The sequence below is a fragment of the Dactylosporangium sp. CA-139114 genome (genome assembly GCF_050955725.1).
Taxonomy (GTDB): Bacteria; Actinomycetota; Actinomycetes; order Mycobacteriales; family Micromonosporaceae; genus Dactylosporangium.
In genome coordinates, this window is the sequence record NZ_CP192080.1 from 1,117,415 (window position 1) to 1,132,416 (window position 15,002).

The 15,002-nt window shown below is 74.2% G+C and carries 8 protein-coding genes; 6 read left to right on the forward strand and 2 right to left on the reverse strand.

The features are described from left to right. The first annotated feature begins 14 nt into the window (after positions 1-14). The 6 genes from ACQP2P_RS05075 to ACQP2P_RS05100 are packed head-to-tail and all read left to right on the forward strand — an operon-like array spanning position 15 to position 12,559. Positions 15-9,428 (forward strand): toxin glutamine deamidase domain-containing protein, encoded by a 9,414-nt coding sequence (locus ACQP2P_RS05075; RefSeq protein WP_433613736.1) that lies wholly within the window; start codon positions 15-17, stop codon positions 9,426-9,428. Continuing rightward, positions 9,425-10,168 (forward strand): hypothetical protein, encoded by a 744-nt coding sequence (locus tag ACQP2P_RS05080; protein WP_433613738.1) that lies wholly within the window; start codon positions 9,425-9,427, stop codon positions 10,166-10,168. Before ACQP2P_RS05075 ends, ACQP2P_RS05080 begins: the two co-directional genes overlap by 4 nt. Beyond that, on the forward strand, positions 10,152-10,742 hold the full coding sequence (locus tag ACQP2P_RS05085; protein WP_433613740.1) for an HD domain-containing protein: 591 nt from the start codon (positions 10,152-10,154) through the stop codon (positions 10,740-10,742). The genes ACQP2P_RS05080 and ACQP2P_RS05085 overlap by 17 nt, the downstream gene beginning before the upstream one ends. Then, a complete protein-coding gene (locus tag ACQP2P_RS05090) occupies positions 10,739-11,593 on the forward strand; it encodes an SUKH-3 domain-containing protein (protein WP_433613742.1) in 855 nt (284 codons plus the stop codon). The genes ACQP2P_RS05085 and ACQP2P_RS05090 overlap by 4 nt, the downstream gene beginning before the upstream one ends. Before the next feature lie 4 nt (positions 11,594-11,597). Further along, the gene (locus ACQP2P_RS05095; protein WP_433613744.1) at positions 11,598-12,095 is read left to right on the forward strand and encodes a DUF6301 family protein; all 498 of its coding nucleotides are present in this window, start codon (positions 11,598-11,600) and stop codon (positions 12,093-12,095) included. Then, entirely contained in the window at positions 12,092-12,559 is a 468-nt protein-coding gene (locus tag ACQP2P_RS05100) for a TY-Chap domain-containing protein (protein ID WP_433613746.1), read from the forward strand. Before ACQP2P_RS05095 ends, ACQP2P_RS05100 begins: the two co-directional genes overlap by 4 nt. A gap of 141 nt (positions 12,560-12,700) precedes the next feature. Here the strand turns inward: ACQP2P_RS05100 and ACQP2P_RS05105 are convergent, their stop codons facing one another. Both ACQP2P_RS05105 and ACQP2P_RS05110 read right to left on the reverse strand, forming a co-directional pair. Further along, positions 12,701-13,285, reverse strand: coding sequence for a hypothetical protein (locus ACQP2P_RS05105; RefSeq protein WP_433613748.1), 585 nt, complete (start codon positions 13,283-13,285; stop codon positions 12,701-12,703). Beyond that, complete coding sequence (locus ACQP2P_RS05110; protein WP_433613750.1) at positions 13,282-14,994, reverse strand: right-handed parallel beta-helix repeat-containing protein; 1,713 nt, start codon at positions 14,992-14,994, stop codon at positions 13,282-13,284. The genes ACQP2P_RS05105 and ACQP2P_RS05110 overlap by 4 nt, the downstream gene beginning before the upstream one ends. Between the last annotated feature and the right edge of the window lie 8 nt (positions 14,995-15,002).

The following is a 15,002-nucleotide window of genomic DNA, read 5'->3' on the forward strand; positions in this document are numbered from 1 at the left end:
GGGAGCCGTCCGAGTTGGCCATTGAGAAGCCCGACCTCCATCCCATCGACTGGTTGTGGGACGCCGTCTGCATCATCGGCGGCGGCTCCGCGTGGCCGGACGGCAACGAGGACCACCTGCGCGAGCTCGCGCAGGCCTGGCAGGATCTCGGCACCGAGCTCAACGGGCTGCTCAACAACTCCGACACCGTCGCGATGCAGATCGCGCAGGCGTGGGGCGGGGACGCTGGGGAGGCGTTCAACCAGTACTGGACGGCGCTCGCGGTCGGTCCCCAGAACGGGCTGCCCCAGGTCGCCGACATCGCGCTGAACTACTCGGCGGCCGCCGACAACGCGGCGATGGAGATCGAGTACGCGAAGCTCGTCCTCGGCATCACGCTGATCGTCACGGTCATCACGATCGTCATCTGCCAGATCCTGGCCGCGTTCACGTTCGGCGGCTCCGAGGCGGCGGCCGCCGGTGCGGTCACCGCGGCCCGCACCGTCGCCGGGCGCGTGCTGCAGCGGCTGATCAGCTTCCTGGGCAAGGAATTCGTCAAGAAGTACATCCGCAAATTCATCATCCACGAGATCCAGCAGGTCGTGCTCTCGGTCGGCACCGACTGGCTGGCGCAGGAGATCCAGATCGCGGAGGGGCACCGCAAGGAGCTCGACACCCACTCCCTGATGAACAGCCTGGTCTCCGGCCTCGTCACCGGCGCCCTGACGTTCCCGCTGAACTTCGTCCACCTGCCGATCAAGAGCCGCCTGCCCCGGGTGGCCGCCAACGCCGCCGTCCACGGCGCGGCCAACGCCTTGATCATGCCCGCCTCGATGATGCTCACGACCGGCTTCATGACCGGCGACTGGAGCTGGAAGAACATCACGCAGGGCATCAACCTCCAGTCGTTCATCAATGGCGCGGCGATGGGCGGCGGCATGGGCGGCATCGGCGCCATCCGCAGCCCGAAGCAGGGCGCGCACGGCGCCGCCCCGCACGTCGACGGCGAGGCCGGCCGGCCCGGCGAGACGAACCGCGGCGGCGAGAACGGCACCCGCGGCCTGGGCGACACCAGCGTCGGCGACCCCGGCCTCGACACCAACGTGCGCGACTCGGGCGTGACCGGCGACGGCGGCGCTACCGGTGATGGTGGGACCGCGAACGGTAATCGGCCCGGGGCTGATGTCACAGGGTCCGACTACACTCCAGGGGACGGGCAATCGCTCGCACCGACCTCGGACAATCCGGCCGGCGGCTCGGTCGCGGCCCCTGTGGACTCCAACGCCCACGGCGACTCGGGTGCGGGGCAGAACGCGCACGGCGGCGGCGATCCGGTCACCCAGCGCGGTGGGGATCCGGTCGTGCAGCACGCGGCCGACTCCGGGAACGGGGCGAGCGGGGGCGACGGCGGCGCGAGGGCCGGTGAGACGCGAGCCGGTGAGACGCAGGCCGGTGGGGCGCAGGCCGGTGGGACGCAGGCCGGGGAGACGCACGCCGGGAGCAGCGCGGGTGCCCACGCCGGGGAGACCGGGGCGCGGGCCGGGGCCGACGGCGGGGCGAGCGGGCCGGGCGCGGATCGGGCGGCTGCTGGCGCGGATCGGGCGGCGGCGGGCGGTGAGCGGGCGGCGACGCATGCCGGTGGGCCAGTGGCGGAGCATCCGGGTGCGGTCGTGGGGGTCGACCGGCCGGCCGGGGCGGACGGGGCGCGGACCACGGACGCCGTCGGGCGCGGGGCAGACGGGACCGGGCGCGCGGCCGACGCTGTGCGCGGGGCCGAGGGCACTGGGCGCGGGGCCGAGGGCACTGGGCGCGGGGCTGAGGGGACTGGGCGCGGTGCTGAAGGCGCCGGTCGCGGGGCTGAGGGGACTGGGCGCGGGGCTGAGGGCACCGGTCGCGGTTCGGAAGGTGCCGGCCGTGGCTCCGAGGGGGCCGGGCGCGGGTCGGATGGTGCCGGGCGCGGGAACGAAGGGGCGCGGGCCGGGGATTCGGGGCGGGCCTCCGATGGGGCTCGCAGCGGGGAGAAGGCCGGGGAGCGCGGCGGGGGCGGGGCGCGTACGACTGATGGGGGGCGTACGACCGAGCAGAACCGCACCAATGGGTCGTTCCGGGCGCCGGAGCGGGCCGGGGAAGTCGGGGCTCGACCCGGCGAACACGTGCCGGTCGGGGAGCACGGGCGGCCCGGTGAGAGCGGGGCGCAGCCCGGGGAACACGTGCGCGCCGGTGAGACCTCGGGGCGGCCCGGCGAGCACGTTCAGGTCGGCGAAGCGCGGCCCGGCGAGCACGGGGCGCGCCCTGGGGAAGACGGGGCTCGGCCGGGGGAAAACGGGGCCCGGCCCGGGGACAACGGGGCTCGGCCGGGGGAAAACGGGGCCCGGCCCGGGGAACATCAGCCCGTGCACGCCGGCGAGCAGGGCCGCGGGTCCGAGCACGCGCCGGTGCGCGACGGGACCGAGCGCAGTGACGGCGCCGGGCGGCATCGGGCGGAGGAGCCCGCGGCCGTGTTCGTGCCGTTGCCGCGGCTCGACGACATGCCCGTCCGGATCGGCGGGAGCGAGCCCGGCGCGGGATCCCCGCGGCCCGTGTCCATGCACGAGGGTGGCGGGCGCGGAACCGAAACGCTGCCGGGGCGGGAGCACGGGCCGGGCGATCGCGGGAGCGGCCCCGGCGACCGGGGCGAAGGGCCTCGCGGGGGCCGGGACGAGCCGCCGCCCGGTGGGGGTGGCGAGGAGCCGCCGCCGCCCGGGGACCGGCCCAATGGCGGGGAAGAGCCGGCCTCGAAGCTGTCGACGACGGAGACGGCCGGGGGCACGCGCGGGTACGAGGGGCCGCCGCGGCACTTCGAGGGCGACCCCGGCAGTCGCGAGGGGCGGGCCGCCGTCGACGATTCGGCGCGGGATCTCGCCGACGCCGTGCGCGACCAGATGAACTCCGAGAACCTGGGCAAGAAGAACCGGGTGCGCGTGGCCGGGGCGCTGCTCACGCCGGAGGACCCGACGATCTCGAGCCACACGAGCACGCGGCCGATGAAGCACGACAACGGTACGGCCACCGACGTGCGAGTACACCCGGAAGCCCAACGGGTCCTGGACGACATCAAGGCCGCCGCCGAGCACGACCCCGGCAAACGGATCGGGCAGAACCACGGCAAGTGTGCCGAGGTGGTGCTCGTCTCCGACAAGCTCTACGAGCTCGAGCGGCAGTGGCACGAGGCCGGGGAGCCGGGGGACTTCGGGACCTACGCGCGCGAACAGCTGCGCGACGGTGTCGTCGCCACGCACTGGATCGGCGAGGGCGGGCGGCAGGAGCACGGCGACTACGCGCCCCCGTGCGCGTCGTGTGAGCCGTTCGTGCAGGACTTCGGCCTGCACTCGATCGACCCGCACGAGGGCGCCGCGTCGCACGGGCCGACCACCGGGCCGCACGAGCCGACCGGCGGGCGCCCGGGCGAGCACGACCCGGGCAGCGTCCCCGGCGAGCACGGGCCGGGCGAAGGCGTGCGCCCGCCCGAGACGCTGGGCGGCATCACCGACCGCCCGCTGTCCGAGGCGCGCACCAACGAGTACAACGACCCCACGCCGCACGAGGTCCGCGAGCTCGACGAGGCGTTCCCGCGCGACGAGCACGGACGGCCGCTCACGCAGCCCGACGTGCGCGTCGGCGACTGGGCGCACAACGCCAACGACGGCGGCCACACCGAGCCGGGGCGCAACAACAACTGCCCCGAGGTGGCCATGGCCGTGCTGGCCAACCACTACGGCGAGCCCACCGTCGCGGGCGCCCTGCGCGACCCGCACGCCGCCGGCGAGCGCGGCGCCGCCGACCGCATCTCCCGCTGGACCGGCGGCGAGTGGGAGATGCACGGCAGCGACCACCGCGGCTTCGACGGCATCGACCGGCAGCTGCGCGAGACGGGGCCGGGCTCCGGCGCCGTCGTCGTCGTCAAGTGGGGCGACACCGGCGAGGGCCACGCGTTCAACGCCCTGAACATCCACGGCGACATCGTCTGGGTCGACATGCAGCACAACGTCGTCTCGGACCACGGGCCGATGTACCACGACAACGTCGCCGGCGTCTGGTCCATCACGCTCGACGCGCACGGCGAGCCGCTCCACCCCATCCAGCACACGACGGGCATGGGCGACGGACCGGCGCACGCGGGCGGGGCCGGGCCGGTCGACCGCTACCAGCCCCACGAGCTGAGCGCCGAGCACGTCATCGGCGAGGAGATCCAGGTCAAGCTGCAGCTCGGCGACGACGGCAAGCTGCACATGGAGGGCGACCCCAAGGACACCTCCCGGACCATCAAGGGCAACCTGCAGCGCGGCGGAAGCTTCGTCAAGGACTGGCACACCGCGATCCGCAACGACATGGTCGCGATGGCGCACCAGGGCGAGCCGGTCCCGCACGAGCTGACCCACGACCCCGCCCGGCCGGAGAACCCGGTCGAGCAGGTCCGGGAGGCCTCGCGGGACTACCACGACGCGCGCGAGCGCGCCTACGACGCGTTCAACGAGAAGCGCGACGACATCATCAGCCGGTACGAGGAGGAGACCGGCGCCGACTTCAGCGACTTCGGCCCGAAGGACCTCAAGCCGGGCACCAAGGAGTTCGAGACCGCGCTCGACACCCTCAAGCAGGACCGGGTGGGTTCGCGCTTCGCGGCCGAGCTGCGGGACGCGGCCGGGGTGTTCAACAAGGACATGCACCCGGTGCGCATGGCCAGCAACGCCGTGGGCGTGCACGCCGGGCTCGGGGTGGCGTTCCACGAGGCGATGCACAACAACCTGCCGACGCCGCACACGCAGGTCAACCCGGAACACGTGTTCCTGTCGGGCGACCCGGTCTCGGCCAAGAACCACGAGCTGGACATCATCGCGCTGCGCTACGACGGCTCGGGCGACGCGCCGGCGCACTACAACCGCCTCGACATCTGGGAGGCCAAGGGCAACTCCGGCACCCTGGGCGGGCACGAGATCCCCGAGTTCGGCGGGAAGCGGGCCCAGCAGGGCAGCGGGCCCTACCTGAAGTGGATGCTCGAACACGACCCGACCATGCTGCGGCTGTACGCCGAGCACCCCACGCTGCTCGCCGACATCCAGACGGGCAAGGTCACGGTCGCCTACCACAAGGTCACGACCGAGTGCCTCGATCCGGTGCGCGACGGCGCGGGCCGGCTCGTGCGGGACCCGCAGACGGGCCGGCCGCAGCTGGTCGACGGCAGCAGCCGGACCCACGTGCGGGAGTTCGGCCTCGACGGCGTGGACCGCGGCGGCCACGAGCGGAACTCCTTCGACCCGAGCAAGATCAACCCGGACCCGCAGAAGATCCACGACGCCGGGGTGCGGGCCGCGGAGGAGGCGGCCGCCGCGCGGGGCGAGCACGTGCCCGAGCGGCTGTCGGGCTACGACCCCGAGCGCGTGTACGACGTGCGGACCACCCAGGGCGGCCGGGTCTGGCACGCCGAGCTGGGGCTGGGCGAGTTCGGGGCCGCGACCCCGCACGAGGTCGAGGCGCGCGTGCACCGGCTGCTGGAGGGGGCCGCGGACCCGCGGACGTGGGTCGACGGGGCCCCGCCGCGGATCGTCGTGCACGCCCCGCACGGCATCGACGCGGCCACCGCCCGGCTGATCGAGCACACCCGCGTCGAGTTCACCCCGCCCGACCCGGGCCACCCGGTCGCCCCGCCGCGAATCACCGTCGACGGGCCGCGGCTGCACGGCGAGCCGATCACGCTGCCCGAAACCACCGTCGCGAACGACCGCGCCAACAGGGTGCCCTACTTCGGGACCGACCCCTCGGCCCCGCCCCAGGTCCCGGTGCGCGTCGTCGACGGGCGGCTGTACGACACCGGCGGCCTGCCCCTGCACGGCGAGTACATCTACGCGGTCGACCCGCGGACCCAGGAACTGCACGCGCACCCGTTCATGGCCGACAACACCCGCCACTCGAGCCTGCTCGCGGGCGGCCCCGTCGACGCGGCCGGCACCCTGCGCATCGAGCACGGCCGGATTCTCGGGGTCGACAACGCCAGCGGCCACTACACGCCGGTCGCCGACCACGTGGCCCGGGCCCGCGACGCGCTCGTCCACCTCGGCGCCGACCTCACCCGGGCCGAGTTCCGGGCCGACGTCGGCCCCGAGCCGACCGAGCACTCGCGCGCCCGCGGCGAGCAGGCCTTCGACCGGGCGATCGCGGAGCTGAACCGGCCCGGGGAGATCGACGGCGTGGCCGGCGTCAGCCGCGACACCAGCTACGTGGAGATGAGCCGGGCCGAGCGACCGGCGGTCCTGCGGGTCGAGCTCACCGACGGCCGGGTGATCGAGGTCGACGGCGCGGGCGTGCGCGACTTCCTCCAGGCCGCGCGCCACGACGGGCCGGACGCCGAGGGGTTCCGCTTCCCGGCCGAGCGCGAGGGCACCGCCACCGACGCCGACCTGGCGTTCCAGGGCGCCGACCAGCTGCGCGACCGCATCCAGGGCGAGCTGGACCGGCTGGCGGCGCCGCCCCGCGAGCCCGTGGCGGAGCCGCGCCCGCCGGCCCGCCCCGACCACGTGCTCACGGAGCTCGACCGGCTGCTCGCCGAGCGGACCGGCCAGGAGACGCTGCACGCCCCGGGCCGCGACGGCGAGCCCGTGCTGCCGCCGCGCGACACCGACCGCGCGATCGCCACGCTGCGCAACGTGTCCGACGAGCGCATCGCGGCGCTGGTCGAGCGGGCCGGGGTGGCCGGGGAGGCGGCCGCGCGCATGGCGACCGAGCTCGCCGCCCGGCGCGACGCGGTGCTGGAGCGCAACTTCCGGCCCCCGGCGCCGGAGGCGGTGTACGCCATGGCCCGGGACGCCCGCGGCCTGCTGGGGCGCAACCCGTCGCCGCGAGAGGTGTACGAGGCCCTCCGCGAGGCGTCCATCCGCAACACCGAGACGTACGCGCACGGCATGACGGTCCGCGAGGCCGCCCGCGCGGTGGACCGGCTGATGCCCGACGGCAACCGCCACGAGACCTTCGAGCGGACGATCGCCAGGTTCCTCGACTCGCCGGAGGGCCGGGCGCACCACGAGGCGATCACCGAGCTCGACCTCGCGACGAACCACGCGCCGCACTTCGACCCGGAGGGCTCGCCGTTGCGCGAGCCGTCGCCGGAGGTCGTCGAGCGGCAGAGCGCCCAGCACGCGGCCGGATGGAGCACGCAGCAGCGCGCCGCGCTCGAGCGCTACGCCAACGGGCGCTCGAGCGCCGACCAGTACCTGCGCACCGGCGACGCCCAGAAGCGGTCGGTCGCCCGCGCCGAGGCGTACCGCATCCAGAGCGCGATGCGCGAGTCGCCCACCGCGATGCGGCTCACCGGCGAGCTGTTCTGGCGGGACCTGGGCCTGCGCGGCGCCGTCGACCTGCCGCGGCTGGTCCACGGCGAGATCACCCTCGACGGGTTCACCCGGGTGATGCCCGAGGAGCACCTGCGCTCGAGCGGCGACGTGCGGATCGTGGTCGACGCGCCCGCGGGCACGCCGATGGCCTGGATCGGCGGCGCCCACGATTACGCCGAGGGCCACGCGCTGCTGCCCGCCGGGGCGCGCCTGCACGTGACGGAGCTGCGCCAGACCGGGTTCGACCGGTTCGAGCTGCGGCTGCGCTACACCGGCTTCGAGGACCCGCCGACGATCGACGGACGGCTGCTGGCGGACGGCGGCCCCCGCCCGGGCGATCTGCACGACGCCGGGCAAATCGGCGTGCCGGCGCCGGCGGGCGAGCCGATGAGCGCCGGCCACGCGTACGCCGTCGCGCGCGAGGCCGGCATCGACCTGCGCGGCGTGGAGATCCGGGTGGCCGAGGACCCGGCGCTGGCGCGGTACATGCGGGAGCAGGGCGTCCTCGCGATCGTGCCGCCGGAGGAGGGCGGCCGCGTGGTGGTGCTCGGGCCGGACGCGTTCGCCGACCGCGACACGCTGGCCACGACGCTGCGCGAACACGGAGGGGGTGCCGGTGATCCGCATCATGGTGGAGAGCCTGTTCGACTGGACCGGCCGGGGTCTGATGGTCTCGGGGTTCCAGATGGGGGGCATCATCGAGCCGGGGATGAGGCTGGGCGACGGTACGGGGAACCGCGCGACGGTGCTGGGCATCGAGCCGGAGAGCCCGCGGGACCGGGCGCAGGGGTGGGTCACTCTGCGGCTGGAGCCCACGACGCCGAGCCCGGCGGCCGTGGGGGTGATGCTGAAGGTGGAGGAGCGCCCGGTGGTGGCGTACCGCTACCACGCGACCCCGGACCTGGCGACGGCGGCGTTGGTCACGATCTCGGAGGACTCGCCGGGGACGAGCCGGGCGGTGGCTATCGAGCTGGCGACATCCTCTCGATCCTGGGCGGCGAGCCCGCCGCCGGGTTCCCAGGAGATCACCCGGGAGCAGGCGGAGCAGACCCTGCTGGCGGCCCGCACGATCATGCCCTCGGAGGCGGAGCTGCGCCGGATCATGCTGACCCGAACCTGACGGCGCACCGGCTCGTCCAGGAGCGGATCGCGCCGCACTCGCCGGAGCTGGCGAGCGTGGTCGAGAAGCTGCTGGACGACCCGCACGCGCTCAACGTCACCAACTCGCTGCGCAACCCGCTGCTGCGCGACCTCGTGCTGCGCCACATCGAGGAGCTGGCCCGCGGCGACGCCCTGGCCCGCTACGGCGGTGACCTGCACCAGTTCCTGCAGGAGCACCCGGGCCGCGGGCCGCTCTACGCCAAGGTGCCGGACTGGGTCAACAAGGTCGTCGTGGACGGGGCCGAGCAGTCGCGGATGGGGCGGTACGTCGCCGACCTGAAGGCCTCCGACCCGGCCCTCGGCGTCGGCGCGGACCCGACCCCGGCCGAGATGGGGCTGGTGCGCGAATACGCGGACCGGCTCACCGGCGAGCTCAAGCCGGAGGTGGACCGGGTTCTCGGGGAGATCGCCCAGCGCATCCGCGAGACCACCGACGGGCCGGTCGACTACAACAGCCGGGCCAAGGACGCCGAGGGCCTCATCGACAAGGTCGGCCGGATGAGCCGGGGCCGCGAGAACGCGCCCGGGCGCCCCTGGTACCGCGTCGGCGATATCATCGACGCGGTCGGCGCGCGGATCACCGTGCCCGACACCAGCAGCCTGTGGAAGACCCTGCAGGCGGTCGTCGACGAGTTCGGCGTCGGCGACGGCGGGCGGATCGTGGAGGTCGACAACATGTACGCCTCCCCGAAGTCGAAGAGCCCGGAGTACCGGGTGATCCCGCTCTGCATCGGCATCGAGGTCAACGGGCACAAGTACGCGTTCGAGCTGCAGCTGACCACCCTGCGCGCGTCGATCGCCGCCGACATCGAGCACAACTCGCTCTACAAGCCCTACGTGTCCCTGTCGGCGGCCGACGCGCAGGCGGTCCGCGAGGCGTTCGAAGAGGCCGCCGCCCTCGATCAGCTGGAGGACAGCTCATGACGGAGCGGGGGACGCTCTATGTCTTCCGGCTGGGCGAGGCCGACGACGACCTCACGCCCGCCTTCGTCGTCGACGGCCGCGACTACCCCGACGACGAGGCCGTCCGCGCCGCCGTCGGGGCGGCCCGGGCGGCCCTCGGCGACCGGCGGCTGATCGCGGATTTCGAGACTTCGGCGGTACGGCCCGAGACCCCGCGATCCCCGCTGCCCTCCTGGCCCGAGTGGCGCGCGCGGCACCTCGAGCGCGGCGAGCCGATCGGCGTGCGGCCCCGCCCCGAGGTCCAGCCGACCCCGGCGGGCTGGGACGAGATGGGCCGCTGGCTGGAGCAGTCCCGCGCGTGGCTCGACGCGCAGCTCGCGGCGGCGGCCGGCGCGGTGCCCGGGGCCCGGGTGCGGCGCACGCGGGAGGCGGAGGCGCACCGGATCGGCCCGGGCTCCGTCGTGCTCGCCGAGGAGCGGTACCGGACGGACTGCGAGTACCTCGCCGTCCCGCCCGCCGGCGCCGACGCCGCCACGGTGCTGGGGCAGGTCGCCGGGGCGCTGCGCGCGGGCGGCTGGACGGTCGCGGCCGTCGAGGAGTCGCCCGGGTACGTCACGCTGCCGGCCGAGCGGTCCGGGTACACGATCACCGCCGTCTGGAGCAGGCGCAACAACGCGGTGCGGCTGACCGGCGCCTCCCCGGTCGTGGACGCCACCACGTTCGAGGCGCGGGGAGGGGCCGGCGGTGCCGCGCACGTTTGACGGCTCCGTGGGCTGGCCCGCGCTGCGCGCCCGCTTCGCCGACCGGCTCCCGCCGCCGACCCTCGCCGTGCTGGACGCGGCCGTGGCCTTCGCCGCCGAGCGCCACGGCGACCAGCGGCGCCCCGCCGGGGAGCCCTACGTCGAGCACCTGCTCGAGGCGCTGGAGGTGCTGGTCGAGGCGGTCGGGGAGCGCGACCCCGACACCCTGTGCGCCGCGGTGCTGCACGACGTCGTCGAGGACACCCCGACGACGCTCGACGAGGTGCGGGAGCGCTTCGGGCCGCGGGTCGCCGAGCTGGTCGGGTGGGTCACGAAGCAGGGGGACCGGGAGGAGTACCTGGCCGCCCTGCGCGACGCGCCCGACGCCGCGCTCGCCGTGAAGCTCGCGGACCGGGTGAGCAACGTCCAGCGGCTGCGCACGCACCCGCGCCCGGCCAAGCGGGCCTCGTACTACCGCGAGACCGTCGCCACCATCGTGCCCCTCGCCGCCGGGCGGCCCTGGTTCGAGGCGTGGTACCGCGACTGGCAGGCCGAGCACGCCGACCTCGAACGTCTCGATGGGGAACAGTCATGAGTCTCGGCGAGTCGGACGAGCCGTTCCAGTTCGTCGTGCTGGGCGAGCACACCGGCGGGCAGCTGGTGCCGGGTGAGATGACGGCCGAGAACAACCGCCGCTTCTTCCGGGTCCTGCGCTACCTGCGGCGGGGCTCCTGGGTCATCCGCGACCCGCTGACCAGGGGCGCCGACGCGCTCGATCCGCGGGCCGAGCCGGCGGTGCCGCGCGGCTACCGCACCGACGGCGAGTGGGTCTGGCCGCTGGCGCTGGAGTACTACCTGGAGCACCACGGCGTCGCCCCGCCCAAGGGCCTGCTCGACGTGATGACCGAGCGCGCCCACTTCCCGCTGCGGGTCCACGCCGACCGGTGCGGCCAGGCCCATCAGGCGCTGCTGCCGCGCATGCCCGGCCCGTTCGAGCCGCCCGCGCCGATGCAGTTCCGCCTGCCGCCCGACGTGTACGACCTGCTGCTCACCGTGGGCTGGACGCCCGGGCGCCGGATCCCGGTCGCCGAGGGGCTCGACCCGCGGGCCGCGGAGATCCTCGCCGAGTTCGGCGGGCTCACCTACCCCGTCTACGGCTACGCGCGCGACTGGCGGGTGACGGCCTTTCACCTGCTGCCCGACGGCCCGCCGAGCGACCCCGACCGGCTCGCGGCCGCGGCCCGGCGCCTCGGCGGCCCGCTGCTGCCGCTCGGCTCGGTGCCCGGCTGGAACTGCGAGATCGTGCTGCACCCGGAGCACGGCATCGGCACCGCCGGCGAGATCGAGCGGTTCCTGGGCCGCGACGTCGACGAGGCCCTCACCGCGCTCGTGCGCGGCGTGGCTCCCGCCGAGTCGCGTCGCGCGGGGAGCGGTTGGCTAAGGTAGGCCCATGTCGACCGACCTGCGGATGCTCAGCGGCGACGAGGTCGTCGCGCTGGTCCGCAAATTGATGACCGTGCGGCCGCTGCTGCGCAACGCCCCGGCCGAGCAGATCATCCAGGAGCTCGGCTGGACCGAGATCGAGCACAACGACGAGGTGTACTTCACCGACCCCGGCGACGGGCTCGGGGAGGGTAGCGTCGGCCTCGGCGACGACGGCACGCCCGAGGTGGTGACGGCGTCGATCCACACCCAGATGCGCGGGCGCGACACCGACGAGCGGCGCGACTTCCGCCAGGACGCGTACTCGGTGGCGGGCCGGGCCATCACGAACGCGTTCGGCAAGCCCTACGCGCTCGACGGCGGCAGTCTGCCGAAGCTGAAGTGGCGCATCGGCGACTCGGCGATCAACCTGATCCGCGCGCCGATCGGGGTCAAGCTGTGGCTGTGGCGCCCGATCGACCTCAAGGCCCGGGAGTGGGTCCCGGATGAGGAGGAGTACCTGTGACCGCGCCGACGACCCCGACGTGGGACGAGTTCGCCGCCGCCCTGCGCAAGGAGCTGGGCCGGATGGGCGACGGCATTCTCTTCGTCATCAGCCATCGCGAGCAGCCCTGGCACTACGCGCAGTTCGCGCAGTACCTCGACGAGACCTTCGCCGAGGTCAGCGGGGAGACGGTGCAGGACCCGGCGGTCGAGGAGGCCCCGACGCCGGAGGGGACGCGCATCCTGGAGTCGCTCGGCTGGGCGCCGCCGATGCGCCGCGAGGGCTACCGCTGGCACCGGTTCGTTCCCTACCCGCCGACCAGCGCGGAGTACCGCGAGATCGTCGACGCCGTGGTGGCCGCCCTCCGCGACGTCAACGGCGTGCCGAGCCCGGACCACCTGACCTACCGGGCCTGGAACGGCAAGGACGACAACAAGCCCTGGCCGGTCGAGCTTCCGGGCGTGCGGGCCGAGGGTGGTTCCTGAGCGCATGACTCGGGTCCGCGGTGGTGCGGACCGTCGCTCCCGCCAGACACCGCTTGGCGCTGCGCGCCGACGCTGCCAGGTCCGCGGCTGGTCACCCTCTTCTCATGTCAGTTCCCGGCACCGAAGAGCCGCACCGGGTCTCTAGGGCAGAAGGTCGGGCCGGTAGCGGCGGAACCAGTCGCCGATCCGGCCCGACGTCCAGCCCCGGTCGATCATGGTCAGGCTCATGTTCACGGTCAGCGGGTCGCCGAACGGCACCCACTGCGCGCCGTGCTGCCGCTGCCGCTCGACCTGGCTGTGGTCGAGGATCTCGCCGACGCCCGTGAGGCCCGGACCGGTGTTGGCGTCGGCGAACATGTCGACGCCCGCCTGGGCCGCGGCCCGGCCCACGCCGTAGGGCGCGATGACGGTGCCGGAGCGGCGGTTGATGACGACGATGCTCTGGATGCCGTCCCAGCGCATCCGCACGATCTTGCCGTCGCGGCGCAGGAACTCCACGCCGTTGGGGGACAGGCGCAGCCCCTGCTGGCGGCTCGCCACCCGGTGCAGCAGCGTGATGCCGCCGACCACCAGGATCGGCCCCAGCACCATGCCCGCGTAGCCGGCGATCATGTAGCCGATGACGAACATCAGCAGGGCGACCACGATGTTGGTGGGCAGGAACGGCTTGCTGTAGTTGTGCCAGGTCTGCGCCCAGCTCGCCCGGAACTCCTCCGGCTCGTTCATGTCGTCACCACCGCCTCGAGGTCGGCCAGTTGGAGGATGCGCAGCTCGTCGAGGCTCGGGCGGCGGCCCAGGACCCGCAGGCGCTGCGCCTGGGCCTTGCGGATGCTCTCGAAGAGCTTCCGGGCGTCGCGGGCGTTGCCGAAGTTGGCGTCGCGCTCGACGGCGGCGAAGTGGCGCAGCAGCACCGGCTCCACGTCGTCGCCGAGCACGTAGTCGTCGGCCGCGCACATCCGGCGCACGATCCGGACGAGCTCCTCCGGGGTGTAGTTCTCGAACACGATCGTCTTGGTGAACCGGGACGCGAGACCCGGGTTGGCCGAGATGAACTCGTCCATCTCGGCGGTGTAGCCGGCCGCGATCACCGCGATCTCGTGCCGGTGGTCCTCCATCAACTTGACCAGGGTGTCGATCGACTCCTGGCCGAAGTCCCCGCCCGAGCCCATGGTGCGCGACAGCGTGTAGGCCTCGTCGATGAACAGCACGCCCCCGCGCGCCTCCTCGAACGCGGCCGACGTCTTCTCGGCGGTGTGGCCGAGATATTGCCCGACCAGGTCGCGCCGCGAGACCTCCTTGAACGCGCCCTTGGGCAGCACGCCCAGCGCGGCGAGCAGCTTGCCGTAGATGCGGGCCACGGTGGTCTTGCCGGTGCCCGGCGCGCCCGCGAACACCAGGTGGTGGCTCATCGCGCCGACCGAGAGCCCGGCGCTGCGCCGCCACTCGTTGACCTGGATCTCGTCGATGAGCGCCCGGACCTCGTCCTTGACGCCGGCCAGGCCGACCATCGTCTCCAGGTCGCCCAGCAGCGCCTCGACCGCGGCCGCGTCCCCGCCGGCCGCCGGGGCGCCGTCGCCGATCGTCAGCGGCGGCGCGTCGGGCCGGGCGGTGATGAGCGTCGTGGTCGCGCCCTCGGCGATGTCGACGGCCGGCACGCCCGTGTTCTCGATCTGGCAATCCTCGATCGCGCCGCCGCAGCCGCGCGCGACGGAGACCCCGACGCCCTGGGTGTCGTGGATCTTGCAGCGGCGGATCGTCGGCGAGCTCTGGTGGGCCACGACCACCCCGGCGTCGCCGGTCTGGGTCACCTCGCAGCCCTCGAGCGTCGGCTTGCCGAACTGGTACACGTAGACGCCCCGCCGCCCGCAGCCGCGCACGACCGTGGCCGTGATCACCGGGTCGGCGCCGATGCGCACGATGATCCCGTCCTCGGCGACCTCGCTGATCTGGCAGTCGTCGATGGTGCCCGGGGCGTCCTCGACCACCACGCCGTACTGCGTGCCGGTGATCGTGCACTTGCGCAGGTCGATCGAGCCGCCGGCCAGGTCGACGCCGGGCCCGAAGCGCGCGGTCAGCTCGCAGCCGTGCAGCGCGAGCTGGGTGCCGCGCGCGGTGACCACGGGCGCGTCGGCCGCCACCAGCGTGAAGCCCTCGATCGTCAGCGCGGCGTTGCGCGCGCTCACGGCCGGGTAGGGGATCGCGGACGCGTCCAGCGTCACGGCGGCGCCGGACAGGTCGGAGCTCACCAGCTTCAGGCGCTTGCCGGTGACGAAGATGGCCTCCGCATAGGTGCCCGGTGCCACCGCGATCACCGAGTCGTCGGTGGCCGCGGCGAGCGCGTCACCGATGGTGGCGTACGCACCCCGCTGCTGCGGTGAGACGAGAAGTGTGCGAATGACGGCCCCCGGTGCTGAAGACGGAAGGTGCCCTCGCATTATCGCAG